A 24,720-nucleotide genomic window follows, 5' to 3' on the forward strand; every position below is an offset into this window, starting at 1 on the left:
GAGGTTGGTATGGATCATCACTTTTTTGCTTATATGTACCGGTTGAGGTATATCAAACGCTGGAGCCTGATGCGCAACGTGGTGGAAGAGAATGTCGCGGAGCACTCTTATCATGTCGCCCTGCTGGCCCACGTGCTCTGCACAATCGGCAACGACCTGTTCGGCCGGAAGTTGGATGCGGACAGAGCCGTGACCCTGGCGCTCTTTCATGACGCCACCGAAGTGTTTACGGGGGATATCCCAACCCCAGTCAAGCACCAGAACCCGACCATCCTTTCGAGCTTCCGCGGAATCGAGCAGCTGGCCGCCGAACGGCTCCTGGCCATGGTACCTGAGCCTTTGAAGGAGAGCTACCGCCCTCTGCTCGGCTCCAAAAGCTCCCCGGATGGGGAGCTTCAGAAGCTCGTGAAAGCAGCCGACTTGCTCGACGCGTACCTGAAGTGCGTGACGGAGTTGTCGGCGGGCAACCGGGAGTTCGCTGTCGCCAAGGGGCAGATTGAGCAGGCCTTGAAGAAGCTGGACCTGGAGGAGGTCCGCTACTTCCTGGAGCATCTCGCCCCGAGTCTGGAGAAGACGCTGGATGAGCTGGCAGACTGAGCTTGTTCCGGGGAGGTACTAAAAAAAGTTAGTACTGTCCGGTTCTTCCGAATTATTCCATAATGAGGTTGCTGGTACCGAAACCTGCAGCTTTCCAAAAGGAAAGGTAGGAATGTGCTTGACTGCGAGTGCACGCGCAGCCAGGTCCTACTCATCTCATTAATGGAGGAAGAACCCTAATGAAAACGAAACGCTCTCTGAAAGCTGTGAAAATGGTCGTTATGGCCGTTACTCTCGCATCAGCCGCACGGACTGCCGCAGGTCGCCGCCACGACGTCGCTCGAGATCATTCAGCAGCATGCCGCCAAGGATCTCGATGATCAGCTCGCCTACTGGCAGAGAACGGTCTGCGGCACACCTGGACCGCCTGGGCCTGCCCAAGCCCCCTTACGGCTGTCCTCAATAACTAGCCCGGGCCCACCCAAGACAAACAACGGCCGGTTACCGGCCCCTTTATTCTCCAACAACCCAACACCAAAAACCGGAGGGACCTTCCCTCCGGTTTTTGGTGTTTTCCAAGCTAAAACAATCTAAAATTAGAACAAGTTCGGGTAGTTCATGACGAACAGAACGGCCAGAAGCAGAATGGCGTTCAAGGCTCCGAACGTCTTGACCTTGCCTTCATAGGCACCGGCCGGCTGGCCACCCTTAACGGCGGCGTTCAGCTTTTTCAGGTTCGCCCCCAGCACACCGGTCATGCCGCCGATCGCGAGCAGCAGCACCGAAGCCAGAATCATCCACAGAACCGAATACTCGCCCTTGCTGACCAGGTAACCTCCCGTCAAGAACTGGACGACAAGCAGAATCTGGCCGATCCGGTTTGCGCCGGTGAGCAGGCTCGTGTAGCCTTCCTTCGCGGCAGCGGACAGCGAGGCCACGCGGCCGTACAGGAACGGAAACAGCAGATAGAAGCCCATTCCGACGGCACTAAGCAAATGCAGAAACAGAATAAATTGATTCACGGTTTTCCCCCTATTCATTGAAAAGGTTGTCTAATCCCTCTCAGTATACCGTAAGGAGAAAGCGATAAACAATCTTTCCGGTAATGGGAGACGCCGGTTCACAAAGTTGTTGGAATCGTTGCCTCCGGGCGCCTTCTCATCAGCTTCTCGGGATCGGAGCGGAAGCCGTACGCTTCATACAGCCCGTGAGCGTCCTTCGTCCCAAGGAAGCCGCTCAAGCCCGCCAGCCGGTCATCCGCGACGACCGCCTCCACCAGCCTCTTGCCGATCCCCTTTCCACGGTATTCCTCCGCTACGTAGACGTCGCACAGCCAGTACATCGTCGCCCCATCCGTGACCACCCGGGCAAACGCCACCTGCCGGGAGCCCTCGTACACCCCGTAGCATAACGAAGCCTCTATCGACTTCCGGATGGTTTCCTCCGGTCGATGCGCCGCCCAGTAGCTTCGGCCGAGGAAGCCCGGGATCACCTCCAGGTCAAGACGTCCTTTGTCCGTGCTGATTACATAGTCTCCCCATGTCTTTTCCAAGTTTCTTCGTCCTCCTACTAGGTAACCTCAATCCAATACCTTTGCACGCGGGTCTCGCCTTCCCGAGCCTCCGACTCCAGAACGCCGCCGTTCTTCTGAATGGTGCGGGCCGAACCGGTATTGTCCTTGTCGCACGTAACCAGCACCTGCCGAATCCCCCGTTCCCGGGCCTTGAGGAGAGTCATGGTGAGGATCGCGGTCGCGTAGCCCTTGCGTCGTTCCCCGGGACGGATTCCGTAGCCGATATGGCCCCCGATCCGGAGCAGCTTCTCGTTCAGCCGGTGCCGGAGATTGACGACGCCCACGATCCGGCTTCCTCGTACGAGCCAATAAGTAGAATGCTCGACAAATCCGGAGGGAAGCCCGATTCCTCTGCTGGAGTTCTCCAGCTCCCGGATCAGCCGGGGAAAATCCCGGGCGTCCATGTCGAGAACGAACGGAACGCGCTTCTCCCCGGATCGCTGCCAATCCTCCAGCATCTCCTTGTATTCCTTCTCCCAGTCCGCCGACGGCTCGATCAGCCTTAGTTCCTCCTCGCCTTCCATTTCCCTTTCCCTCCTTAATTGATGCAAATTAGATAACCTTACCTTCTTGCGTCCCGCTGGCCGTACGTCCGTTGTAGACTCCCTTGGTCCATTCTCTTCTAAGCATCCCGTAAACGGCCATATCCACGTAATGCCCGTTCAGGAAGGAATAGTCCCGCAGAGTCCCTTCCTGCGTAAAGCCGAGACGCTCGGGAATCGCCCGGCTGGGAAGGTTCCCCACCGCCGCCTTAATCTGAACCCGGTTAAACTCCAGGTCGCTGAACACATAATTGATGAGAACCCGGCACGCCCGGGTCATGATCCCCTGCCCGCAGCAATCCTCGCTAAGCCAGTACCCGATTTCCACCCGCCTGTTGTCCCGGTTATAATCGTGAAGTCCGATCGTGCCCACCAATTGGCCCTCCCGCCAGATCCCCGCCGACAAGCCGTCCTGCGCTTCATGCCGAACCCGGCAGCTCTCCAGATAGGCCAGCGTATCCTCCACCCGGTGGGTCGCATGGGCGAAGGGAAGCCATTCCCCCAAATGCTCCCGGTTCCGGACCGTCAGCTGAAACAGCTCCTCCGCATGTCCGGTCTCCAGCTGGGCGAGATAAAGCCGGTCATCCACTTTGTACTTGAACATGGTCCTTCCTCCTGTCTATTTTCTTAATTTAAGCCCTCATCCCCATCATGTTCCCGGAGCTGTACCTTCTCAGCCCGCGATAAAAGAACCAAGTGCCCCCTACAGCCAGCCCTAAGGAAACGGCAGCAGCTCCTGTAAGGAACGTTACATCCACCGAACGGATAAGCCCAATGGGAAGATAGCTGATGAAGCCCGCCGGAATGACGCTGAACAGAACGAGCCGCCCCCAACCTTTAAAAATCCCCGTCGGATAGGTCGAGAAGGCGAGCAGCGCCTGGAAGAGCTGAAAGCTTAGTCCATCCGCGCTGCCGATGTAGAAAGCCAGGGAATTGGCTGTCAGCGAGAAAAAGAGAAAAATCAGCATGGCGATCAGCAGAGCAAGCGCGAACTTGGCGATCCCCCAGAAGGATAAATCCCCAAATAGAACAAAAAGAATGAACGCAAAAAGGACGTCTCCGATGGCCGATACCGACATGCGGCTGATCAGCACGTGCAGCAGAACAGGCTTCGGCTGGGCCAGATACGTGTCCAGTTGTCCGTTAGCCACCATACTAGAGATCCGGTTCACGTTTCCGAAGAAAACAGCCATCAGTCCGAAGCCTCCGGCGCTAACCGCCCACATCATCGTGACGTCGTTCATTTCCCAGCCGTTCACGACCGGGAACCGGCGGAAATACACGCTCCAGTAGAAGATCCAGACAGCGTTGTTAATCATCATCATCCCAGCTGTCAGCAGGAAGCTCATCCGGAATTCCATGGCTCCCGCCAAATTAAGTTTCCAGCAGGCGCTTACGAAACGTAACAGGTTACCCGCCGTTGACATGAAGCTTCCTCCCTCCTCTGGCATAAACCCAGGCGGCGGCCAATCCAAGACCCGCAATCCAAGCCGCCTGAATGCCGATCATTCTAACCAGGACGGTCCCGTCGAACGCCACTGCGGTCCGGGCCGGGAAATACAGGATCGTCTGAAACGGCAGCCACCCGCATACCCGCTGGAGCGTCTCGGGATAGATCTCAAGCGGCATCAGCATTCCGCCGATGGTGAACAGAATTTTGTTGTAGACGAATTCCAGTCCCCGCGTTTCTTCGACCCAGAAGGAACTCAGCGCCAGAATAAGGGTAAGCATAAAATTAACGGTGACCGCTCCGATCGAAGCGGCGAAGAACCCGGCCCAGCCCCAACCGAAGCTCGGGGGCCCCAGGAGGAGTAAGCCAAGCAGTCCGGCAACGGCCAGGTTGACCAAGAGCCGCACATAGACCTCTCCCAGGTAGCTCACGTACTGAAAGGATAGGTAGCTGACCGGGCGGGTGAGCTTGTAGCCGATATCCCCGCTTTTGACCTCTTCCTCCATCCGGCTCGCCAGACTGGGGAACGCCATGGTCATGGATTCCGTCAGGATCAGGTACCAGAGGATCTGCTTGAAGCTGTACCCCGCAATGGTGGAGGAGCCTTCCCCGGCGAACGTCGTTCCCCACAGCTGGCTGAATATGTACAGGATGATGAGCAGAAAAAGGGAACGGACGAGAAAGTCCGTCACGTAGGCGAGATGGCTTCTGACGGTGATTTTGCCGATGGCGGCATATTTGACGGCCTTCCGCGCGATCATGGTCATGCCTCCTTCCTCCCCTTCCCAGCGGGCCATTTCCTCTCCTGTCCCCGTCCCCCGGCCGTCTGAAGGTCCGGCTGTTCCCGGCCTGCCTGCCCGGTACGGGCATAGATCTGCGTAATGATTTCCTCCATAGGCGGGTTCTCGATCGTGACGTCTTCGAGCCGGTAGGTGCGGACGAAGTGGGCCAGTACCGTCTCAATCGGGGTACAGGACGTATCCACGGACAGCTTCAGCCCCGTTCCCTTCTGTTTCAACACTTCGACCCCCTCGAAGGAAAAAGGCTCCGGCTCGGTTTTCAGCTTAAGCTGAACAGTCTTGCGGGTCAGGAAATCCCTCTTCATGCCGGATACGGTGTCATCCAGGATAATCCTTCCGTGATTGATGACGATCGCCCGCCTGCACAGCTGCTCGATATCCCCCGCATCGTGGGACGTTAAGAAGACGGTAACGCCTTCCTCCCGGTTCATCTCCCGGATTAACTCGCGAATCCGCTGCTTCACCACGACGTCGAGCCCGATCGTCGGTTCATCCAGGAACACGACCTTGGGCCGGTGAAGAAGAGCCGCTGCAATCTCGCAGCGCATCCGTTCGCCCAGGGAGAGCTTCCGAACAGGAGTGGCCAAATAAGGACCCAGGTCGAATCTCTCGATTAGATCGTCCCGCCGCTTCCGGAAATCCTCCCGCCCCAGCTCATAAATGCGGCTCATGAGCTCAAAGGTGTCGACCGGCGGCAGGTGGTACCACAGCTGCGACTTCTGTCCGAACACCGAGCCGACGTGAAACGCGAGCCGCTTCCGCTCCTTCCAGGGGCAGAAGCCCAGCACCTCGGCCGTTCCGCCGGACGGGTGCAGAATGCCGGTGAGCATTTTGATCGTCGTCGATTTGCCTGCCCCATTCGGGCCAAGGAAAGCCAACGCCTCCCCCTGTTCCACACGGAAATCGATCGGCTCCACCGCCGTCTTGACGGTGTAGTCCGGCTTGAACAGGGAGCGGAGGCTTCCGCTCAAACCCGGGGTTTTGCGTTTCACTTGAAACGCCTTGGATAGTGCCTCCACTCGTATGGTTTGCACTGGATTTCCCTTCCTTTCCATCCTTTATTTAGGTAAAGCAAAAAAGACCTCCGCCAAGCTCGCCCGGTTAAAGGCGGAACTTGCCGAAGGTCTTTTATCCCTACGGTGTAGGCACGGCTGTTGCTCACGGCCCGGCTTCGCTCGGTTCGACCGGACCGCGTCCCCTGCTCTACCGGCATCGGGGTAACGCCTTGATCCGTCGGCTCCCTAGAAGCCCTTCCACTTAATTCGTTTATCCTATCACAAGCTCACACGGCATGTAAAGGACAATTTTGCCGGGCTTGTTTTATAATAAACGTATCCACATTTTAGGAGGTCGCCCATGTCTACTTCCCTTGCTGCTTATCCGCCGGTCATCCCTATTCTGCGCGTGTTTCAAGAGGAGAAAGCCAAAGAGTTCTATCTCGACTTCCTGGAATTTCAGCTCGATTGGGAGCACCGTTTTGAAGAGGGACTGCCGCTGTATAGGCAAGTGTCCCGCGGGGATTGCGTGCTTCATCTGTCGGAGCATCATGGGGACGCCTGCCCGGGAGCGGCCGTCCGGATCCATACGGAGAAGCTGGAGGACTACCAGAAGCGGCTGCTCGGCAAAGCTTACAAGTACGCGCGGCCCGGCATCCATAAGACTCCGTGGAACATGAAGGAAATGTCCATCCACGACCCGTTCGGCAACCGGCTCGTCTTCTTCGAGGCCGTGGAGCAGAAGCCATATAATGGGGTCAGAACACCTCGGGCTACTTTATAGCAACCAAAAAAGCTTTCCCCGCGGGGAAAGCTTTTTCTGTCGGCGCAGGGGGCTTAGCCCTGCACCACTTGGATGACATTGCGGACGGATTCCGCGGACTTGTCCAAAGCGGCTTTCTCTTCGGCCGTCAGCTCCAGCTCGAAAATTTTCTCGATGCCGTCGCCGCCGAGAAGAGTCGGCACCCCCATGAACAGGTTGTCGTAGCCATACTCGCCTTGGAGAAGAGCGATCGAAGGGATGATCCGCTTCTTGTCCTTCAAGATGGCTTCCGTCATCTGAACGAGGGACGCCGCCGGAGCATAGTACGCGCTGCCGTTGCCGAGCAGGTTGACGATCTCGCCGCCGCCCGTACGGGTCCGCTTCACGATGGCGTCAATGCGGTCCCCCGGGATCAGCTTCTCGATCGGAATGCCGCCCACGTTGGAGTAACGCACCAAGGGAACCATATCGTCGCCGTGGCCGCCCAGAACGAAGCCGCGCACATCCTCGACGGATACGTTAAGCTCCTGCGCGATGAACGTGCAGTAGCGGGCCGTATCCAGTACGCCGGATTGTCCGATGACGCGGTTCTTCGGGAAGCCCAGTGCCTGGAAGGCCACATAAGTCATCGCATCCACCGGATTGGAGAGGATGATGACGATGGACTCCGGGCAGTATTTGGCGATGTTTCCGCAAACCGATTTCATGATGCCGGCGTTGGTGTTCACCAGATCGTCGCGGCTCATCCCCGGCTTCCGGGCGATCCCGGCGGTGATGATCACGATGTCCGAACCGGCGGTGTCTTCGTAGTTGGACGTCCCGATGATGTTGCTGTCGAAGCCTTGGACCGGACTTGCTTCCAGCATGTCGAGAGCCTTCCCTTTGGTCGGGTTCTCAAGCTGCGGAATATCAACCAGAACAACGTCTCCCAGTTCCTTCTGGGCAAGCATCAGAGCGGTCGTGGCACCGGTGAATCCGGCGCCGACCACGGTAATCTTTTTGCGGCGAATGGCCATGGCGGGTCTCCTCCTGTATGGTGGATTACATATTTTGGATGACCTGGTTAGCGAACTCGGAGCACTTCACTTCCGTTGCGCCTTCCATCAGGCGGGCGAAGTCGTAAGTGACCGTTTTGTTGTTGATGGCGGTTTCCATGCCTTTGTAGATGAGGTCGGCCGCTTCCTGCCAGCCCAGGTGCTCGAGCATCATAACGCCGGACAGGATAACCGATCCCGGGTTCACGACGTCTTTGCCAGCGTATTTAGGAGCCGTTCCGTGGGTGGCTTCGAAAATGGCATGGCCGGTTACGTAGTTAATATTAGCACCTGGTGCGATTCCAATACCGCCAACTTGGGCAGCCAGGGCGTCAGACAGGTAATCGCCGTTCAGGTTCAGCGTAGCGATAACGTCGAAGTCCGTCGGACGGGTCAGAACCTGCTGCAGGGCGATGTCGGCGATGGCGTCTTTCACGACGATTTTGCCGGCTTCTTCGGCCACCTTCTGAGCCTGGTTAGCGGCTTCGGTGCCTTGCTCTTCCTTGATGCGGTCATACTGCGCCCAAGTGAACACCTTGTCTCCGAACTCGCGCTCCGCCAGCTCGTAACCCCAGTTCTTGAACGCTCCTTCGGTGAACTTCATGATGTTTCCTTTGTGCACCAGCGTTACGCTCTTGCGTCCGTGGCTGATCGCATATTCGATCGCTGCGCGGATCAGACGCTCGGAGCCTTCGCGGGATACCGGCTTGATGCCGATACCGGACGTTTCCGGGAAACGGATTTTGTTCGCGCCCATTTCCTGCTGCAGGAACTCGATCACTTTCTTTACTTCGGCGGAGCCTTCCTTGTACTCGATCCCGGCATAGATGTCTTCCGTGTTCTCGCGGAAGATGACCATGTCGACGAGCTCAGGGCGCTTAACCGGAGAAGGAACGCCGTCGAAGTAACGAACCGGACGCAGGCAGACGTACAGGTCCAGCTCTTGACGAAGGGCCACGTTCAGGGAACGGATCCCGCCGCCGATAGGAGTCGTCAGAGGTCCTTTGATGGCAACCGTGTATTCGCGCATAGCGGTCAGCGTGTCGTTAGGCAGCCAGTTGTTGTATTTGTTGAAGGCCTTCTCGCCGGCATACACTTCGTACCAGGCGATTTTCTTCTCGCCGTTGTAGGCTTTCTCTACAGCTGCGTCCAGAACGCGCTGGGAAGCGGCCCAGATGTCGGGTCCCGTTCCGTCCCCTTCGATGAAAGGAATAATCGGGTTGTTGGGAACATTCAGCTTGCCGTTGTCGATCGTAATTTTCTCGCCTTCCGTTGGCAGGGAGTAGTTCTCGAATTGTGGCATGGTAAGTATCCTCCTTAAGAATGATAGGTAAGTACAGCCGTTCACACGGCTAAGCCGTCCGGTAAGGACGGCGCTTGAACCAAGACCGGGAAGCTGCGGATTAGCGCTTCTCGATCGGAACGTATTTCTGGGTGGCCGGGCCGGTGTATTCCGCACGCGGACGGATCAGGCGGTTGTTCTCGTACTGCTCGAGAATGTGAGCCGTCCAGCCGGAGGTCCGGGAAATCGCAAAGATCGGCGTGAACAGGTCGCGCGGAATCTCGAGCGATGTGTAGACGGACGCCGAGTAGAAGTCGACATTCGGCTTCAGGCCCTTCTGTCCGGTCACGATGTCTTCGATTTTGATGGACATTTCGTACCAGTTCAGGTTGCCCGTAATTTTGCCGAGCTCCTGGGACATCTTCTGAAGATGCTTGGCGCGGGGGTCGCCGTTCTTGTAAACGCGGTGACCGAAGCCCATCAGCTTCTCTTTGTTGGCGAGCTTGTTCTGCACGTAGCTCTCCACGTTGTCGATCGTGCCGATCTCCTCGAGCATGGCCATAACCGCTTCGTTCGCACCGCCGTGCAGGGGCCCTTTCAGAGCACCGATCGCGGACGTTACGCCGGAGTAGATATCGGACAGGGTAGCCACGGTAACCCGGGCTGCGAAGGTGGAAGCGTTCAGCTCATGATCGGCGTGAAGCACGAGGGCCTTCTCCAGCGCTTCGATCGCAATCTTATTCGGCTGCTCCCCGGTCAGCATGTAGAGGAAATTCTCGGCGATGGACCCGGCGTCGGCTTTCGGAGCCACCGGCTCTTTGCCCTCGCGGATACGGGCGAAAGCGGCAACAATCGCGGGCAGCTGGGCCTGCAGCTTGATCGCCTTGCGGACATTGCTCTCGCGGCTCATGTCGTTGGCTTCCTCGTCGTAGAGGGCCAGGCTCGAAACAGCCGTGCGAAGGGCAGCCATCGAATTGGTGTTCTTCGGATACAGCTTCAGCTGCTGAATAACGGCATCCGGGACGGAGGCGTTCGCATTCAGGTCCTTCTTCAGCTGCTCAAGCTCGGAAGCGTTAGGAAGCTTGCCGAACCACAGCAAATAGGCGACTTCTTCAAAAGAAGCGTTCTCCGCCAGGTCGTCGATGTCGTACCCGCGGTAAGTCAGCACGCCGTCCACAATAGAGCTGACGGAGGAAGTGGTGGCGACGATGCCTTCCAAGCCTTTCGTTGCTGTCATGTTCATCTCTCCTTTGTATAGAAATTGAGGCATAAATAACATTTATCACATGATCTAATCTTAATAATAAAGTATTTTTACAAGGATGTGAACCAAACCGGCATAAAACTTCATTATCGACACCATAAACGTTTTTTCTTGCCCCGGACTATTATACCTCAATTTTCTCCAGGATAAAAATTTCAAGAGCTCCGGCGTAAGTTTTGATCCGGCCGGAAATATTGGTAGAATATAAGAAAATTCTACCCGAAGGAGGCCTGGACCCATGAAACCGAACAAGCGGATCGGCATTATCGACATCGGCTCCAACTCGGTGCGCCTCGGCATCTATGAGCAGACGGGAAGGCTGTCCCACCGGGTTATCGACGAAAGCAAGAAGGCGGCACGCTTAAGCGAGCGGATCGGAAGCGACGGCCGGCTGGGGGAGAAGGATATCCTCGCCCTGGCCGAAACGCTTGAGCAGTTCAAGCTGCTCTGCTCGGCTAACCGGACGGCCCAGATCCGGGCGGTGGCGACGGCCGCCATCCGCAACGCGGCGAATTCCGCCGAAATTGTCGCCAAGCTGATCCGGTTGACCGGTCTCGACATCGAGGTGCTGTCCGGAAAGGAAGAAGCCCGTCTCGGCTTCGTCGGGATGATCAACTCGCTTTCCGTCGAGGACGGCTTTCTGGTTGACATCGGGGGCGGCAGCACGGAGGTGACCCTGTTCCGGAACCGGAAGATCGTGAACAGCGTCTCCTTCCCCTTCGGCTCGGTCAATACGGCCAAGCGGTTCAGCCGCGGCGGCCTCCTGGAGCCGTCCGACCTCGCCTTGATCCGCCGGATGGTCGAGGAGGCGGTGCGCCGGGAGCCCTGGATCCGCAGCCAGCCGGGTCTGCCCCTCATCGGGCTCGGCGGCACGATCCGGACCCTCGGCAAGCTGGTTCAGCGGCAGACGAAGTACTCCCTGCCCATGACGCATAACTTCGATATCGCTCCCCCGCGCGTCGAATCCGTGCTGGACAGGCTCACCGCCCTCTCCCTGGAGAAACGCAACAAGCTGGACGGGGTGTCGAAGGACCGCGCCGACATCATCGTACCCGGTCTGGTTATCCTGCAGACCCTGTTCCGGCAGATGCGGGCGGCGCATTACAAGATCAGCGGCGCCGGGCTTAGAGACGGGCTGCTCTTCGAGGCGGCTTTCCCCGGCCAGCCCGTCATCTCCGACGTGGCCGAATACAGTGTCCGCCATATGCTGAGCTTGTACCCGTCCGTTCCCCTGGCCCACGTGGAGCAGGTCAACCGCCTCGCCCTGAAGCTGTTTGACGATCTGGCCCCGGTCCACGGCCTTGGGGAATCCGAGCGGCGCTGCCTGCATACCGCTTCCCTGCTCTACCGAATAGGGGTGGCCGTCAACTTCTACTCCTATTCGAAGCATACCTTCTACCTGATGGCCCATTCGCGTATGGACGGCTTGACCCACCGGGAGATTCTGCTGTGCGGGCTTATCGCCTCGTACAAAACAAAGAACCGGACCCGGCACGCCTATCTCGCCCACAAGGACATACTGAGCGAGCCCGACTGCTCCCTTGCGGTTACCCTGGGTACCCTGCTCCGGCTTGCCGCCGCTCTCGACCGCAGCGAAACCCAGCCGGTAGCGGAGCTGACCGCCACGGCCGGACGCAAAACGCTGGATCTCCATCTCCAATGCAGCCGCCTGCCGCAGCTGGAAACGGCGGAGGTCGAAACGGTCGAGAAGGAATTCAAGAAGGTGTGGGGACTGACTCCCCGCTGCCGGGCGGTCGTTTTTTCCACGATCTGATCTTAGCGGCTTCGAACTGGCTCCGGAACGGCTTGTCTTCCCCCTCCGGGCGGGAATACAAGCCGTTCTGCTGCAGATGGCGGGCTTTGACGTTATCCTCCAGGCTCATATGGAGGATGCGGATAAGATCCTGCTTAAGCCCCTCGTCCCGGACGGGACACATAAGCTCAATCCGCCTTGTCAGGTTCCGGGTCATCCAATCCGCGCTGGAAATCCTCACATCCGGCTCCCCGCCGTTCTCGAAATATACCACGCGTGAATGCTCCAGGAAGCGGTCCACAATGCTCCGGACCGTGATGGTTTCGCTTAATCCCTCCACTCCCGGACGCAGGCAGCAAACCCCTCTGACTATCAAATCGATTGGAACCCCCGCTTGGGAAGCCTCGTATAGGGCGTCGACCATTTCCTGGTTGGACAGCGAGTTCATTTTGGCGATGATGCGGGCCGGACGGCCGGCGGCGGCATGCTCCGCTTCCCGGCGGATCAGCTGCTGCAGCACCGGAAGCAGGTCCGTTGGCGCGACCGCAAAGGTATGCAGGTCGGAAGGAGCGGAGAAGCCCGTAATCTCATTGAACAGCGAGGAGGCGTCTTCCCCGATCAAGGGATCGGAGGTGAACAGGCCCAGGTCCGTATAAAGCCGGGCGGAATTCTCGTTATAGTTCCCGGTGCCCACATGAACATACCGGCGGAGGGTATCCTGCTCCTGGCGGACGACCAGGGTAATTTTGGCATGTGTCTTCAGTCCCACGAGGCCGTACACGACATGACAGCCCGCCTTCTCCAGCTGCCTGGCCCACGCGATGTTCCGCTCCTCGTCGAACCGGGCCTTCAGTTCCACGACAACGGTGACCTGCTTGCCGGATTCCGCCGCTTTGGACAAGGCCTGGATAAGCACCGAATGGCCGCTTACCCGGTACAGGGTGATTTTGACCGCAAGAACGTACGGATCCTCCGCCGCCTCCATCAGGAAATCATTGACCGCATCGAACGATTCATAAGGATGGTAGAGAAGGACATCCCGCTGCCCGAGCACCTCGAACAGGCTTTCGCTTTCTTCCAGCTCTTCCGGGTAGACCGGAATAAGCTCCGGGTACCTCAGCTGGGGAAAGCCCTCGACAAGAGACGGAAGCTTCATAAGAAAGCTGAGATCGATCGGGCCGTCGATGACAAACACATTGTCTTCAATTTCGAATTCTTCCTTCAGCATTTCAAGCGCGTAGGCATGAATGCCCTTGTGCACCTCCAGCCGGACCGGCACTCCCCAGCGCCTTCGCCGCAGCTCCTTCTCGATTTCCTCGAGAAGGTCCTCCGCCCCTTCTTCGTTCAAGGTCAGGTCCGCGTTGCGGGTCAGCCGGAAAGGATCGACGGCAAGCGGGACATACCCGGCGAACAGGCTGCGGATGTGCTGCTTGATCAGATCGTCCAGCAGGACGAATTCCTGCTTCTTGCTGTTTCCGCGTGCCGGCACCCGGACAAGCCGGGACAGATTCGAAGGAACCCGGACAATAGCAAAATAAGGCTCCTCCTCCGGATCGTCCCCTTCCTTAAGAAGGACAACCGCCAGATAGAGCGAGAGGCTGTTGACGAGCGGAAAGGGCCGGCTCTGATCCACTCCCATGGGGGTAAGCACGGGAAAGACATTGTCGGTGTAATACTGGTCCATCGCTTTTTTCTGGCTGGCGGTCAAATCGTCGTAACGGCTTATGTATATTCCTTCGCGCCCCAAGAAGCGAACCGCTTCCCGGTAAGCCTTGTATTGATCGTTTACCATACGGGAGGTCCGCTTCATGATTCGCTTTAACAGACCGGACGGCGTGTAGCCGGTAAAATCCTTACGCGTGTACCCCGCTTTCTGCTGATCCTGCAGCCCAGCCACCCGGACGCTCATGAACTCGTCCAGATTGGTCGAGACGATGGCAAGAAACTTGGCCCTTTCCAGCAGGGGAGTAGCCGGATCCTGCGCCTCCTCCAGCACTCTTTTGTTAAATTCCACCCAGCTTAAATCGCGGTTCAAATAGCGGGACACTTCTCCTCGTTCCGTTCGGGTCATAGGGCCTCCAGTATTTAACGACTTCCTTGTCGAATTCCGTATGGTTCAGGGGAGATCTGTCGATATTCTTCTATTATCAAGCCAAGTTGTCAGCCCTATGTTAAGAAAACGTTAAGCGGATGTTAACTCTTCCGGCTATTACCCGCTAGATGGCGTTCGTGATACAATAAAGACAGTCGGCAAGCAAGGAAAGGGTGGTCACTCTGGATTCCCTCTTACAAAAACAAGTCCTGAGAGGACTTAAGATTGTGCTTATTCTGACGGCCGGTGTGCTGTTCCTCTACTACGCCGTTCCGTTAATTTATCCTTTTCTGATCGGATTTGCCCTGGCCTATCTGCTCAATCCTGCCGTAACCTACTTCCAGCGCAAAACCCATATGCCCCGATGGGCCGCGGTCCTTGTCGTGCTTGTCATTTTTCTCGGCGCGGCAACGGGATTCCTGACCCTGCTCGTCACGAACATCGTCGTGGAAATCAGCTCCCTCACCGAATCCCTTCAGCGCAGCATGAACACCTGGATCAGCGAGCTTAATCTCTTCCTTAATTCCGAATACATACAGGGAATCGTCAGCCAGCTAAACCGGTTCTACGAGGAAAATCCTCAATATCAGAATACCATTAATTCAAACCTGACCTCAACGGCGAAGAGCCTCGCGGATACCGGCTCCAGCTTCATCACGGGAATTCTGAACGGCATTGTGTCCGTTATTTCGGCTCTTCCAAGCGCGGCTACCATTACGGTTATCGTCCTGCTCGCGGCCTTCTTCATCAGCAAGGACTGGTACAAGGTAACCACCCGGTTGGCCTCCTGGTTCCCCGAGCGTACCCGCAAGGCGACAAGCGCTATTTGGTCCGACCTTCAGACCGCCCTCTTCGGCTATATACGCGCTCAGCTCATCTTGATTACCGTGACGACCATTGTCGTGATTATCGGCCTTCTCATCCTAAGGGTAAAATATGCCTTCGCCATCGGGCTTCTGACCGGATTCTTCGATCTTCTCCCTTACTTAGGCCCGGGAGCGGTGCTCGTGCCCTGGATCCTGTTCATCTTTCTGCAGGGAAACCTCTACCTGGGGGTCGGCCTCAGCATTCTGTACGGTATCATTCTCATCAACCGCCAAATCATCGAGCCGAAGGTGCTGGCCTCCAGCATCGGCCTGGATCCCCTCGTCACCTTAATCGCCATGTTCGTTGGCCTCAAGCTCTTCGGCGTATTTGGCCTTATCATCGGTCCGGTCACCCTGGTCATCCTCTCCGCTTTTCACCGGGCCAACGTGTTTCGGGATATCTACCGGTATATCCTTCACGGATCCCCCTCCGAATAATACCCCACCGAAAACAGCCGGACTCCCTGCTTCCTGCAGAAAGATTCCGGCTGTTTGTTTGTGGGACAAGAGGATGATCCGTTAGCAGCGGCTTTCAAAGCATCAGGAAACGGTTAGCTTCTCCTGCTGCTCCTTCCCTTCCCTTTGGGTCTCCCTTCCCCTCCCGCTCTGAAGTTCCTCCAAACGGTTCATGCGCTCCAGGATCTGCTTCAGATGGCTCTGTATTTCCATATTCTCTTGCTCCGCCTTGAAATTGATCGCGATGTCGAGCATCTGCTCCTGCTTGTTTTTGACCGCCTGCCGGTTCTGGCTCATGAGAATGAAGGGGGCGGTGAAGACCGACATGCAGGACATGCAAAAGCTCAAGATAAACAGCGTGTTCCACGAGGCAAAAAAGTTGAGCACCACCCAGCTGGCGATGATAAAAGCCAGGATCGCGATAAAGCCCCAGCTGCCGCCGAAGCGGGCGACCTTGTCAGCCAGCCTGTCTAAGCTGGTCACTTTCTTCTCCTGCTGCTCGTGAAGATAGGCCTTGATCCGTCCTTGGTATTCCCTCACCATTTCGGCCACCCGGTACACATCGTCCTTCTCGAGCTTCTGGTTCGGGTATTTTTCCAATTCACGAAGGAGCATTTCTTCACAATTTTCCAGCGTCATCTGTTCCGTTTTCACTAAGGAGAACCTCCTGCCTCTTCGTGGTGTCTCCTTTCCCTTACCCGTCTCCAAAGCGGCTTAAGCTGGAAATCCCGACCAGACCGAGGCAGGAGGGGCCGAATTCGCCGTTATACCCTGGATTCCCGCCCGCTCACCGGCTCGCTCCGCTCCAGATCGTTCAGCAGCTCGGTCATAAGGCGCAGATGAACGGCTTCGTAATTCGGGTCTCCGAACCGGTTAATCTTCTCCTCCGGGTCGTTCTTAAGGTCATAGAGTTCCCCGAACGATTCCCCCAAGTAAACGGCCAGCTTCCATTCGGGGGTTACCCAGGCTTTGTAGCGGATCCGGTCCGGCTCCTCCTTGTACTCGATGCGCACACCCGGCCGCCTAAGTTTCCTTTCTTCTTCCAGAAGAGGCTTAAGGCTGATCCCGTCCCGTCGCAGGGTGTCGGGAATCCCGGCATAATCGAGCACCGTGGGCAGAAGGTCGACCAGCGACACGCAATCTTCCACCGTTCGTCCCCGGAAGGAATTCGGATACCGGATAAGGAGAGGCACACGGGTAACCCCTTCATACACAAGGGGGCCCTTCTGGCCGATGCCGTGGTCACCGAGCATTTCCCCGTGATCCGACGTAAAAATAACGATCGTGTCCTCCGCCAGCTTGAGACGGTCCAAGGCGTCGAGAAGGATGCCAAGCTGCTTGTCGATTAACTGAACGAGAGTATAGTAGTAGGCCCGGGTTCCCTTGCCTTTCTCCCGGTCGCGGAAATAATCGGCCCAAGGGGTATTCTGGTTGCCCGCCATCCCGAATCTCCCCCGGAAACGGCTGTCGTTGATGGTCCCCTTGCGGAAATGGGGGATATGCTCCGGCAGACGGGGATCTTCTTCCGCATCGGGTTCGGGGATAGCCGGGTAAGGAATGGCCTCGGGATCCACCCGGTCCTTGAAATCCATAGGGACCATGTGGGGATGGTGGGGATCGGGAAAGCCCAGGTTCAAATAAAAGGGCTCCGAGTGGTCATGATTCTCGAGATATTGAACCGCCCGCTCGGCAATCCACGTCCCGCTGTGAAGCGAAACGGGCAGCTCGTAATCCGACGTGCCGTTGTCGTCCTTATCGAATCTTTTGCGGGCTTGGAACGCCGCCGGGTCGTAACCCTTGCTTCGCATCCAATAGGCATAATGACCCGTAATGCCTCCCGGCCCGGCATGCCCTATGCTGACCTCGGCCGCGTCGAACCCGACAAAATCCCGCAGCGGGGCGCCGTCTTCTCCAATCGGGGCCGTTTCCGGATTCACCGTTCCCCAAGGGTACCAATGGGCTTTGCCGACATGGTAAGTCCGGTACCCCGCTCTCCTCAGCTCATGGCTGAGAAACCGGGAAGGGTCCAGGGCCGCGGTGCCGATGTTGTACGCCCCGTGGCGGGACAAATGCAGGCCGGTCATGATGGAAGCCCTTGAGGGAGAGCAGACGGTATTGGGGCAATAGGCCCTCCGGAAAAAAGCTCCCTCCCTTCCCAGCCGGTCCATGTTGGGCGTCTTCACGAATGAGCTGCCGCTCATTCCTACACTGTCATAACGCTGCTGGTCCGTCGTGATCAGAATGACATTAGGTTTTTCAGCCAATGGAAACCTCCTCCTTTCGCTGCTGTCCGTTCCGCGTTGTCTTGCCCAATCCCATTATAGCAGGGCGGCGGAATGCCGCCAGCAGCCGGGCTGGTCCTTTGGGCGCATTTTTGCCGGAAGGGATTGTCATCCCGGGGCCGGTTGGGTATGCTGGGTTGGTAACCGAATACAAACGGGAGCTCGGGCTAGCCGGGCTGAGAGGATGGCCGTTACGCCGTCGACCGTGAGACCTGATCTGGGTAATGCCAGCGGAGGAATAAGTAAGCCTTTGTGCATACAAAGACCGCTTCTTTGCCGTGGCGGTCTTTTTGCTATGCAGAGAGATTCTCCGCTTGATCACAACTTTTCCATGAGGAGGAAATGAACATGACAAGCGAAAAACCAACCGTATCCAAGCCGGCGGAGCCTATGAGTCTGCCCGGAAGCCGCAAGGTGTATGTACAGGGCTCCCGCCCTGATCTGCGGGTGCCGATGAGGGAGATCGCCCAATCCCCCACGACAGGCCCGCAGGGGGAAACCCCTAATCCCCCGATTCGGGTATACGACACAAGCGGGCTCTATACCGACGAAGCCGCAGTGACGGACATCCGCCTGGGGCTCCCGCCCAACCGGCTGGAGTGGATCCTGGAGCGCGGGGATACCGAATCGTATGAGGGGCGTCTCCTTAGACCGGAGGACGATGGGAACGCTCATGACTTGGCTGCCTTCCCTTTCCCGGCCGGCGAAAGCATGGAGAACCGGATGGAGGCGGCGCCCGGGATGAAGCGGTACCCTTTGCGAGCCCGACCGGGAAGCAGCGTGACCCAGCTTCACTATGCCCGCCGAGGCATCCTCACCCCGGAGATGGAGTATATCGCCATTCGGGAGAACGTCTCGCCGGAGCTTGTGCTAAGCGAGGTAGCGGCCGGAAGAGCGGTCATTCCCGCCAACATCAACCACCCCGAAAGCGAGCCGATGATCATCGGCCGGCGGTTTCTCGTGAAGATCAACGCCAACATCGGGAATTCCGCCGTCGCTTCCTCCATAGAGGAGGAGGTCGATAAGATGAGATGGGCCATCCGCTGGGGGGCCGACACGGTCATGGACCTCTCCACCGGCCGGAACATCCATACGACCCGGGAATGGATTCTCCGTAATTCCCCGGTGCCGATCGGCACGGTTCCTCTCTATCAGGCGCTGGAGAAGGTCGGGGGCCGGGCCGAGGACCTCACCTGGGAGCTGTACCGGGATACCCTCATCGAGCAGGCGGAGCAGGGGGTGGATTACTTCACCATTCATGCCGGCGTCCGGCTCCGCTATATTCCCCTGACCGCCAAACGGGTGACGGGGATCGTTTCACGCGGCGGGTCGATTATGGCGGCCTGGTGCCTCGCCCACCATCAGGAGAACTTCCTCTATACCCATTTCGAGGAGATCTGCGAAATTATGAAAGCCTACGACGTGACGTTCTCTCTGGGAGACGGCCTGCGTCCGGGCTCCATCGCCGACGCCAATGACGAAGCCCAATTCGCCGAGCTGGAGACGCTGGGCGAATTGACGGACATCGCCTGGAAGCATGACGTGCAGGTGATGATCGAAGGCCCCGGTCATGTTCCCCTGCACCAAATCCAGGAGAACGTGGAACGCCAGGCGGACCTATGCAAGGATGCGCCGTTCTATACCCTCGGTCCGCTCACGACCGACATCGCTCCCGGCTACGACCATATCACGTCCGCCATCGGAGCCGCCATGATCGGCTGGTTCGGAACGGCTATGCTCTGTTACGTCACACCGAAGGAGCATCTGGGTCTTCCGAACAAGGACGATGTGCGGGAAGGGGTCATCGCCTACAAAATCGCCGCCCACGCCGCCGATTTGGCCAAAGGCCATCCGGGCGCCCGGGAAAGGGACGACGCGCTGTCCAAGGCCCGGTTTGAATTCCGGTGGCGCGACCAGTTTCATCTCTCCCTCGATCCCGAACGGGCGCTCGAGTATCATGATGAGACGCTGCCGGCCGAGGGAGCCAAGACCGCCCATTTCTGCTCGATGTGCGGGCCGAAGTTCTGCAGCATGCGAATCACTCAGGATATCCGGGAGTATGCCCGGACAAAAGGGATATCCGAGGAAACGGCCATTCAAGCCGGGCTTCAGGAGAAGGCGGAAGCCTTTCAGCAAACCGGAGGCTCGGTCTACCGCTGACAGGTGAGCTCATTCATAGACGCAGAGGACTTTCCCTTAAAGAGGACGCCCCTGCTGGGCGTACAAAAAAGCCGTACGGTTGGAAACCGTACGGCTTTTGGGACTCATCCCATTGGGAAATGCTCAGCCTTAAGCGGAGGGCCGCTCCTTACCAGCGCCGGAAGAACCGGATGCTGCCTTTGGCCAGCTGCTTCTGCAGGAGGTACAGGATGCCTGCCTTGCAGGCGGAACGGGTCACAGGAAGGAGCAGCACGAGACCGGCGATATCGGTGAGGAACCCGGGCAGAAGCAGCAGAAGGCCTCCTGCGAAAATACAGATGGCATCCAGAATCGAAGCCGTGGGAACCTGTCCCCTTGCCATCTGGTCGTTCGCGTACCGCCACACCCTCTGGGCTTCCCGCTTGGCGAGGTACGCTCCCAGAAAGCCGGTCAGCAGGACGAGAAGAAAGGTGGGCCACCCTCCGATCAGCCGTCCGATGGAGATCAATCCCCAGATTTCCAATGCCGGGACAAGAATGAATAAAGCCACCAGCCAACGGAACATGGGCTATTCCTCCTCCAGGAGCATCCGCTGCTGCAGCAGCCGGTACAAGCCGGGGACTTCCCGGTCGATCCGGACGGGCTTCCAGTCCCGGTTCAGCCAAACGTGCTTGGTGTTTCCTTCCACAAGCAGCTCCCCGGCCGGCTCCACCGTCTCCTCGTCCAAGGAACGGGCTCCCCGGTCCTCTTTCTCTTCGATCCGCCGGATCTCGCAATCAAACTGGATCCGGATGGGGGAATGCGCGGTCACCCGGGTATAGACCGTGATCCGGTCGTCGTAGCGGGCCGGCTTCCGGAATTTGAGCTCCGCCTCCAGAACCGGAAGCAGAAGCCCCCGCTCCTCAAGGTCCTTATAAGTCATCCCGAGGGCCCGGATCATTTCCGTGCGTCCGATTTCGAACCAATTCAAATAATTGGCGTGATACACGACTCCCATCTGATCGGTTTCCTGATAGCGGACGCGAAGTTCAAGCTTGTGCCAGGGTGCAGCCATGAGGTCCCCTCCTTAACCGGCTATAGCGGTGTTAATCCGACACCGCTTCCGGTAATCTTCCTTCTGGTAAAAAAGTGAAGCAGGAAACCCCCGCTCCACTTTGAATGATTTAATATACGTTACAGGACTTTGGCTTTGCCGGAGTAAACCACGCCGACCTCGGCATAGAGGGATACTTCCATCCCGTCCTCCAGCAGCGTCATGGCGTCCTTTACCCCCACGATAACCGGGATGCCCAGGTTAAGGCCAACAATGGCCGCATGGGACGTAATCCCGCCGGTTTCGGTAATGATGCCGGCCGCCTTCTCCAGAGCCGGCATGAATTCCTTGTCCGTCGCCGCCGTTACGAGAATGCAGCCCTCGGATACATGCTTGAGGGCTTCTTCCGGCGTGCGGGCCACACAGATTTTGCCGGTGATGCTTTGGCTTCCAATGCCTTGGCCCTTCGCGACCATTTCCCCGACAAGGTGAACCTTGATCAGGTTCGTGGAGCCGGAACGGCCCACCGGTACGCCGGCTGTAATGACCACGAGATCGCCAAGCCGGATCAGCCCCTGCTTGATGCTGTTGTCCACCGCCATCTCGATCATTTCATCCGTCGTCTTGGCCTTCTCTCCCATAATCGGGATAACGCCCCACACCAAGGCCAGCCGGCGCATAACTCCCTCGTTCGTTGTGAACGCGATAATCGGGGCGGCCGGGCGGTATTTGGACACCATGCGCGCCGTATAGCCGCTTTCCGTCGAAGTAATGATCGCCTGGGCATGAAGGTCAAGAGCCGAGTTAGCGACAGCCTGGGAAATGGCTTCGGTCACCGTCACCTGCTGCTGCTGGCTCTGCTTGATGAAGATTTCGCGGTGCTCCAGAGCGGATTCGGCACGCTCGGCGATCCGGGCCATGGTCGTAACGGACTCCACCGGATACTTCCCGGCAGCCGATTCCCCGGACAGCATAACGGCGTCCGTTCCATCAAAGATTGCGTTCGCCACGTCGTTTGCTTCCGCGCGGGTCGGCCGCGGGTTGCGCTGCATGGAATCGAGCATCTGGGTCGCCGTGATAACCGGCTTGCCTGCTACGTTGCACTTCTGGATGATCTTCTTCTGAACGAGCGGCACTTCTTCCGCCGGAATCTCTACGCCGAGGTCTCCGCGGGCTACCATTAGACCGTCCGACACCTGAAGGATCTCGTCGAGGTTGTCCACGCCTTCCTGGTTCTCGATCTTGGAAATGATCTGAATGTGGGAAGCGTCGTTCTTCTCCAACAGATCGCGGATTTCGAGCACGTCACTTGCTTTGCGTACGAAAGAAGCGGCGATGAAGTCAACGCCTTGCTCGATTCCGAACAGGATATCGTTCGCATCCTTCTCGGTAATGCCGGGCAGGGAAATCTTGACGCCCGGTACGTTGACGCCTTTCTTGCTCTTGATCGGACCGCCGTTTACGATGCGGCAAGTGATTTCCGTTCCCTGCACATCCTCAACCGTCAAGCCGATGAGGCCGTCGTCGATCAGGATGGTCGAGCCGATATGAACGTCCTGCGGAAGCTCCGCGTACGTTACGGAAATGCGGTTCTTGTCCCCAAGAATCTCCTCGGTGGTAAGCACGAGGGTCTCGTCCTGCACGAGCTCAAGCGGCTCTTCCTTTAATTTGCCGGTGCGGATTTCGGGTCCTTTGGTATCGAGAAGGATCGCGACATTCCTGCCGAGCTCCTGGCCTACCTTGCGGATGTTGGTGATCCGTCCTCCATGTTCGTCAAAATCTCCGTGGGAAAAATTCAGACGGGCCACGTTCATCCCGGCCGTGATGAGCTTCTTCAGCATATCCGGATGTTCGCTGGCCGGTCCGATGGTACATACAATCTTTGTTTTGCGCATGGTTTCTTTTTCCTCCTGTTTGGAACGCATTTCTATCTAGCATGAAGTCTTAACAGCCGACTCCAGGGATAAACGTTGACGCGAGAAAGCCCTTAGGGCCGCCGGCTCGCAAGCTCCTCTACCCGAGGTGCTGATAATGGCTGACCCGGCCAAGGGCTCGGAATTTGTTGAAGCGGTCTTCCTTCAGCTCTTCCCGGGACATCGGAAGAAGCTCCTGCAAATGCTGCCACAGCTTCTCCCGGATCGCATCGGCCTGCAGGCTCTTGTCCTTGTGGGCGCCTCCCTTTGGCTCCGGTACGATATCGTCGATCACGCCGAGCTCCAGGATGTCCTGGGCCGTTATCTTCATCTTCTCGGCCGCTTCGAGGGAACGGGAGGCGTCCTTGAACAGAATGGACGCCGCTCCTTCCGGCGAAATGACGGAATAGATGGCGTGCTCGAGCATGAGAACGCGGTTGCCGACACCCAAGGCCAATGCCCCGCCGCTTCCTCCTTCTCCGATCACGACACAAATCACCGGCACTCCGAAGGAGGCCATCTCCCTCAGGTTGCGGGCTATGGCTTCCGCCTGCCCCCGCTCCTCCGCGGCTCCGCCCGGGTAGGCACCCGGAACGTCGATGAATGTAATGATCGGACGGTTGAATTTATCCGCCTGCTGCATGAGCCGAAGGGCTTTGCGGAATCCCTCGGGATGCGGCATGCCGAAGTTGCGGGCAATGTTATCCTTGGTGTCCTTGCCCTTCTGGTGGCCGACGACGGTAACCGGCAGCCCGTTCAGCTTGGCGATTCCGCCTACGATGGCCAGATCGTCGGCAAACATCCGGTCTCCATGAAGCTCGAGGAAATCCGTGCAGACCGCCTGGATATAATCGAGCGTGGTCGGACGCATCGGGGACTTGGCAATCTGCATTTTGTGCTGGACCGTCAGGTTGGCATAGATCTCTTCCTCAAGGACCTTGTACCGTTCTTCGAGCCGGCCGATCTCGTCGCTGAAGTCGATCTTCTTGTCCGCTCCGAGCTTGCGCAGCTCATCAATCTTGGCGCGAAACTCAAGTAGAGGCTGTTCAAAAGGCAATTCACCCGCCATCAGGAACTAACCTCCTTTACCGTGTGCATGTCGAGAATTTTGGTCAAGGTCGCTCTCATGTCTTTCCGGTGGACCACCTTGTCAAGCTGACCATGCTTTAAGTTAAACTCCGCCGTCTGGAAGTTATCCGGCAGCTTCTGGCGGATCGTCTGCTCGATAACCCGGCGTCCGGCAAAGCCGATGACCGCCCCGGGCTCGGCCAATATAAAGTCGCCCAAATTGGCGAAGCTCGCACTTACCCCGCCCAGGGTAGGGTCGGTTAAGACGGAAATGAACAAGCCGCCGTTCTCATGAAACTTGTTCAGAACAGCGCTTGTTTTGGCCATCTGCATTAGGGCTAGAATGCTTTCCTGCATCCGGGCCCCGCCCGAGGTGGAGAAGATGATAAGGGGATACCCCTTCTGCATCGCCTTTTCGGCCGCGCGTGCGATCTTCTCTCCCACAACGCTTCCTAGCGTTGCCGTAAAAAATTCAAAGCTCATCACGCAAACGACCACCGGAAACCCGCCGATCGTCCCTTCCCCGGTGACCACGGCGTCCATAAGGCCCGTTTTCTCGATCATCTGCGCCGTCTTCTCCACATAGCCCGGGAAGCCGAGCGGATCCTCCGAGATCAGATCCCGGTCATATTCAAACAGCCTTCCATCATCGAGCGTCATGGAAAGCCGTTCCCAAGCGCCCAGAATGAAGTGGTAGCCGCAGGTCGAGCACACTTTCAGGTTCTTCTCCAGCTCCATGCTGAATTGGATGGCTCCGCACTTCGGGCATTTGTTCATCAATCCTTCGGGAATGTCGCGTTTCGCCTTCTCGGAAGGAATCGTTGCATATTTCTTCTTCTTTTGGAACAAATCCTTTAACACATAGACACCTCACCAGG

General features: G+C 57.6%; 23 protein-coding genes and 1 riboswitch. Of the genes, 5 read left to right on the plus strand and 18 right to left on the minus strand.

Going from position 1 to position 24,720, the window contains the following annotated elements:
• Positions 1–9 precede the first annotated feature (9 nt).
• Positions 10–597: a 5'-deoxynucleotidase gene (yfbR, locus tag MJA45_RS20195; RefSeq protein WP_315603696.1), complete on the plus strand. Its 588-nt coding sequence runs from the start codon at positions 10–12 to the stop codon at positions 595–597.
• A 536-nt stretch (positions 598–1,133) separates the two neighbouring features.
• Here yfbR and MJA45_RS20200 read toward each other — a convergent pair.
• The 7 genes from MJA45_RS20200 to MJA45_RS20230 form a co-directional block, all read right to left on the minus strand.
• Entirely contained in the window at positions 1,134–1,559 is a 426-nt protein-coding gene (locus tag MJA45_RS20200; RefSeq protein WP_315603697.1) for a hypothetical protein, read from the minus strand.
• A 98-nt stretch (positions 1,560–1,657) separates the two neighbouring features.
• Positions 1,658–2,089, minus strand: a complete 432-nt coding sequence (locus MJA45_RS20205) for a GNAT family N-acetyltransferase (protein WP_315603698.1) — start codon at positions 2,087–2,089, stop codon at positions 1,658–1,660.
• A gap of 17 nt (positions 2,090–2,106) precedes the next feature.
• On the minus strand, positions 2,107–2,634 hold the full coding sequence (locus MJA45_RS20210; RefSeq protein WP_315603699.1) for a GNAT family N-acetyltransferase: 528 nt from the start codon (positions 2,632–2,634) through the stop codon (positions 2,107–2,109).
• Between the two features lie 28 nt (positions 2,635–2,662).
• A complete protein-coding gene (locus tag MJA45_RS20215; RefSeq protein ID WP_315603700.1) occupies positions 2,663–3,256 on the minus strand; it encodes a GNAT family N-acetyltransferase in 594 nt (197 codons plus the stop codon).
• A 28-nt stretch (positions 3,257–3,284) separates the two neighbouring features.
• Positions 3,285–4,079, minus strand: a complete 795-nt coding sequence (locus MJA45_RS20220; RefSeq protein ID WP_315603701.1) for an ABC transporter permease — start codon at positions 4,077–4,079, stop codon at positions 3,285–3,287.
• The gene (locus MJA45_RS20225; protein WP_315603702.1) at positions 4,063–4,869 is read right to left on the minus strand and encodes an ABC transporter permease; all 807 of its coding nucleotides are present in this window, start codon (positions 4,867–4,869) and stop codon (positions 4,063–4,065) included. The genes MJA45_RS20220 and MJA45_RS20225 overlap by 17 nt, the downstream gene beginning before the upstream one ends.
• Positions 4,866–5,936 carry an ABC transporter ATP-binding protein gene (locus MJA45_RS20230; protein WP_315603703.1) on the minus strand — a complete coding sequence of 357 codons (1,071 nt, stop codon included), beginning with the start codon at positions 5,934–5,936 and terminating at the stop codon, positions 4,866–4,868. Before MJA45_RS20230 ends, MJA45_RS20225 begins: the two co-directional genes overlap by 4 nt.
• Positions 5,937–6,258: 322 nt before the next feature.
• Here MJA45_RS20230 and MJA45_RS20235 point away from each other — a divergent pair, with 322 nt between their 5' ends.
• A complete protein-coding gene (locus tag MJA45_RS20235) occupies positions 6,259–6,681 on the plus strand; it encodes a glyoxalase superfamily protein (protein WP_315603704.1) in 423 nt (140 codons plus the stop codon).
• 53 nt (positions 6,682–6,734) lie between these two features.
• On the opposite strand, the gene mdh is transcribed toward MJA45_RS20235, so the two are convergent.
• From mdh to citZ, 3 genes are all read right to left on the minus strand, one after another.
• Complete coding sequence (mdh, locus tag MJA45_RS20240; protein ID WP_315603705.1) at positions 6,735–7,676, minus strand: malate dehydrogenase; 942 nt, start codon at positions 7,674–7,676, stop codon at positions 6,735–6,737.
• A gap of 25 nt (positions 7,677–7,701) precedes the next feature.
• On the minus strand, positions 7,702–8,997 hold the full coding sequence (gene icd / locus MJA45_RS20245; RefSeq protein WP_315603706.1) for an NADP-dependent isocitrate dehydrogenase: 1,296 nt from the start codon (positions 8,995–8,997) through the stop codon (positions 7,702–7,704).
• 100 nt (positions 8,998–9,097) lie between these two features.
• Entirely contained in the window at positions 9,098–10,213 is a 1,116-nt protein-coding gene (citZ, locus tag MJA45_RS20250; protein ID WP_315603707.1) for a citrate synthase, read from the minus strand.
• Positions 10,214–10,478: 265 nt separating this feature from the next.
• Here citZ and MJA45_RS20255 point away from each other — a divergent pair, with 265 nt between their 5' ends.
• The gene (locus MJA45_RS20255; RefSeq protein WP_315603708.1) at positions 10,479–12,014 is read left to right on the plus strand and encodes a Ppx/GppA phosphatase family protein; all 1,536 of its coding nucleotides are present in this window, start codon (positions 10,479–10,481) and stop codon (positions 12,012–12,014) included.
• On the opposite strand, the gene ppk1 is transcribed toward MJA45_RS20255, so the two are convergent.
• On the minus strand, positions 11,956–14,064 hold the full coding sequence (gene ppk1, locus MJA45_RS20260; protein ID WP_315603709.1) for a polyphosphate kinase 1: 2,109 nt from the start codon (positions 14,062–14,064) through the stop codon (positions 11,956–11,958). The genes MJA45_RS20255 and ppk1 overlap by 59 nt on opposite strands.
• Positions 14,065–14,312: 248 nt before the next feature.
• Between ppk1 and ytvI the strand changes: the two genes are divergently transcribed.
• Entirely contained in the window at positions 14,313–15,389 is a 1,077-nt protein-coding gene (ytvI, locus tag MJA45_RS20265) for a sporulation integral membrane protein YtvI (RefSeq protein ID WP_315603710.1), read from the plus strand.
• 102 nt (positions 15,390–15,491) lie between these two features.
• On the opposite strand, the gene MJA45_RS20270 is transcribed toward ytvI, so the two are convergent.
• A complete protein-coding gene (locus MJA45_RS20270) occupies positions 15,492–16,061 on the minus strand; it encodes a DUF1003 domain-containing protein (protein WP_315603711.1) in 570 nt (189 codons plus the stop codon).
• A gap of 110 nt (positions 16,062–16,171) precedes the next feature.
• Positions 16,172–17,671: a sulfatase family protein gene (locus MJA45_RS20275; protein WP_315603712.1), complete on the minus strand. Its 1,500-nt coding sequence runs from the start codon at positions 17,669–17,671 to the stop codon at positions 16,172–16,174.
• 162 nt (positions 17,672–17,833) lie between these two features.
• A riboswitch (TPP riboswitch) is annotated at positions 17,834–17,946 on the plus strand.
• An 85-nt stretch (positions 17,947–18,031) separates the two neighbouring features.
• On the opposite strand from MJA45_RS20275, the gene thiC reads away from it, so the two are divergent.
• Positions 18,032–19,849 carry a phosphomethylpyrimidine synthase ThiC gene (gene thiC / locus MJA45_RS20280; protein WP_315603713.1) on the plus strand — a complete coding sequence of 606 codons (1,818 nt, stop codon included), beginning with the start codon at positions 18,032–18,034 and terminating at the stop codon, positions 19,847–19,849.
• 148 nt (positions 19,850–19,997) lie between these two features.
• Here thiC and MJA45_RS20285 read toward each other — a convergent pair whose 3' ends face one another.
• The 5 genes from MJA45_RS20285 to accD all read right to left on the minus strand — a co-directional run bounded on the left by MJA45_RS20285 (position 19,998) and on the right by accD (position 24,703).
• Positions 19,998–20,393 (minus strand): FxsA family protein, encoded by a 396-nt coding sequence (locus MJA45_RS20285; RefSeq protein WP_315603714.1) that lies wholly within the window; start codon positions 20,391–20,393, stop codon positions 19,998–20,000.
• A 3-nt stretch (positions 20,394–20,396) separates the two neighbouring features.
• Positions 20,397–20,882, minus strand: a complete 486-nt coding sequence (locus MJA45_RS20290) for an acyl-CoA thioesterase (RefSeq protein WP_315603715.1) — start codon at positions 20,880–20,882, stop codon at positions 20,397–20,399.
• A gap of 119 nt (positions 20,883–21,001) precedes the next feature.
• A complete protein-coding gene (gene pyk / locus MJA45_RS20295; protein WP_315603716.1) occupies positions 21,002–22,756 on the minus strand; it encodes a pyruvate kinase in 1,755 nt (584 codons plus the stop codon).
• 118 nt (positions 22,757–22,874) lie between these two features.
• Positions 22,875–23,843, minus strand: a complete 969-nt coding sequence (gene accA / locus MJA45_RS20300; RefSeq protein ID WP_315603717.1) for an acetyl-CoA carboxylase carboxyl transferase subunit alpha — start codon at positions 23,841–23,843, stop codon at positions 22,875–22,877.
• Positions 23,843–24,703 (minus strand): acetyl-CoA carboxylase, carboxyltransferase subunit beta, encoded by an 861-nt coding sequence (gene accD / locus MJA45_RS20305; RefSeq protein ID WP_315603718.1) that lies wholly within the window; start codon positions 24,701–24,703, stop codon positions 23,843–23,845. Before accD ends, accA begins: the two co-directional genes overlap by 1 nt.
• Between the last annotated feature and the right edge of the window lie 17 nt (positions 24,704–24,720).

This window comes from Paenibacillus aurantius, assembly GCF_032268605.1.
GTDB lineage: Bacteria > Bacillota > Bacilli > Paenibacillales > NBRC-103111 > Paenibacillus_AO > Paenibacillus_AO aurantius.

Excerpts from the sequence above, each read along its gene's own strand:
- MJA45_RS20210 (WP_315603699.1), bottom strand. The coding sequence starts at position 2,634 with ATGGAAGGCGAGGAGGAACTAAGGCTGATCGAGCCGTCGGCGGACTGG.
- mdh (WP_315603705.1), bottom strand. The coding sequence starts at position 7,676 with ATGGCCATTCGCCGCAAAAAGATTACCGTGGTCGGCGCCGGATTCACC.
- MJA45_RS20255 (WP_315603708.1), top strand. The coding sequence starts at position 10,479 with ATGAAACCGAACAAGCGGATCGGCATTATCGACATCGGCTCCAACTCG.
- MJA45_RS20225 (WP_315603702.1), bottom strand. The coding sequence starts at position 4,869 with ATGACCATGATCGCGCGGAAGGCCGTCAAATATGCCGCCATCGGCAAA.
- accA (WP_315603717.1), bottom strand. The coding sequence starts at position 23,843 with ATGGCGGGTGAATTGCCTTTTGAACAGCCTCTACTTGAGTTTCGCGCC.
- MJA45_RS20235 (WP_315603704.1), top strand. The coding sequence starts at position 6,259 with ATGTCTACTTCCCTTGCTGCTTATCCGCCGGTCATCCCTATTCTGCGC.
- ppk1 (WP_315603709.1), bottom strand. The coding sequence starts at position 14,064 with ATGACCCGAACGGAACGAGGAGAAGTGTCCCGCTATTTGAACCGCGAT.
- citZ (WP_315603707.1), bottom strand. The coding sequence starts at position 10,213 with ATGACAGCAACGAAAGGCTTGGAAGGCATCGTCGCCACCACTTCCTCC.
- icd (WP_315603706.1), bottom strand. The coding sequence starts at position 8,997 with ATGCCACAATTCGAGAACTACTCCCTGCCAACGGAAGGCGAGAAAATT.
- MJA45_RS20290 (WP_315603715.1), bottom strand. The coding sequence starts at position 20,882 with ATGGCTGCACCCTGGCACAAGCTTGAACTTCGCGTCCGCTATCAGGAA.
- yfbR (WP_315603696.1), top strand. The coding sequence starts at position 10 with ATGGATCATCACTTTTTTGCTTATATGTACCGGTTGAGGTATATCAAA.
- MJA45_RS20220 (WP_315603701.1), bottom strand. The coding sequence starts at position 4,079 with ATGTCAACGGCGGGTAACCTGTTACGTTTCGTAAGCGCCTGCTGGAAA.
- MJA45_RS20285 (WP_315603714.1), bottom strand. The coding sequence starts at position 20,393 with ATGTTCCGTTGGCTGGTGGCTTTATTCATTCTTGTCCCGGCATTGGAA.
- pyk (WP_315603716.1), bottom strand. The coding sequence starts at position 22,756 with ATGCGCAAAACAAAGATTGTATGTACCATCGGACCGGCCAGCGAACAT.
- thiC (WP_315603713.1), top strand. The coding sequence starts at position 18,032 with ATGAACATGACAAGCGAAAAACCAACCGTATCCAAGCCGGCGGAGCCT.
- MJA45_RS20215 (WP_315603700.1), bottom strand. The coding sequence starts at position 3,256 with ATGTTCAAGTACAAAGTGGATGACCGGCTTTATCTCGCCCAGCTGGAG.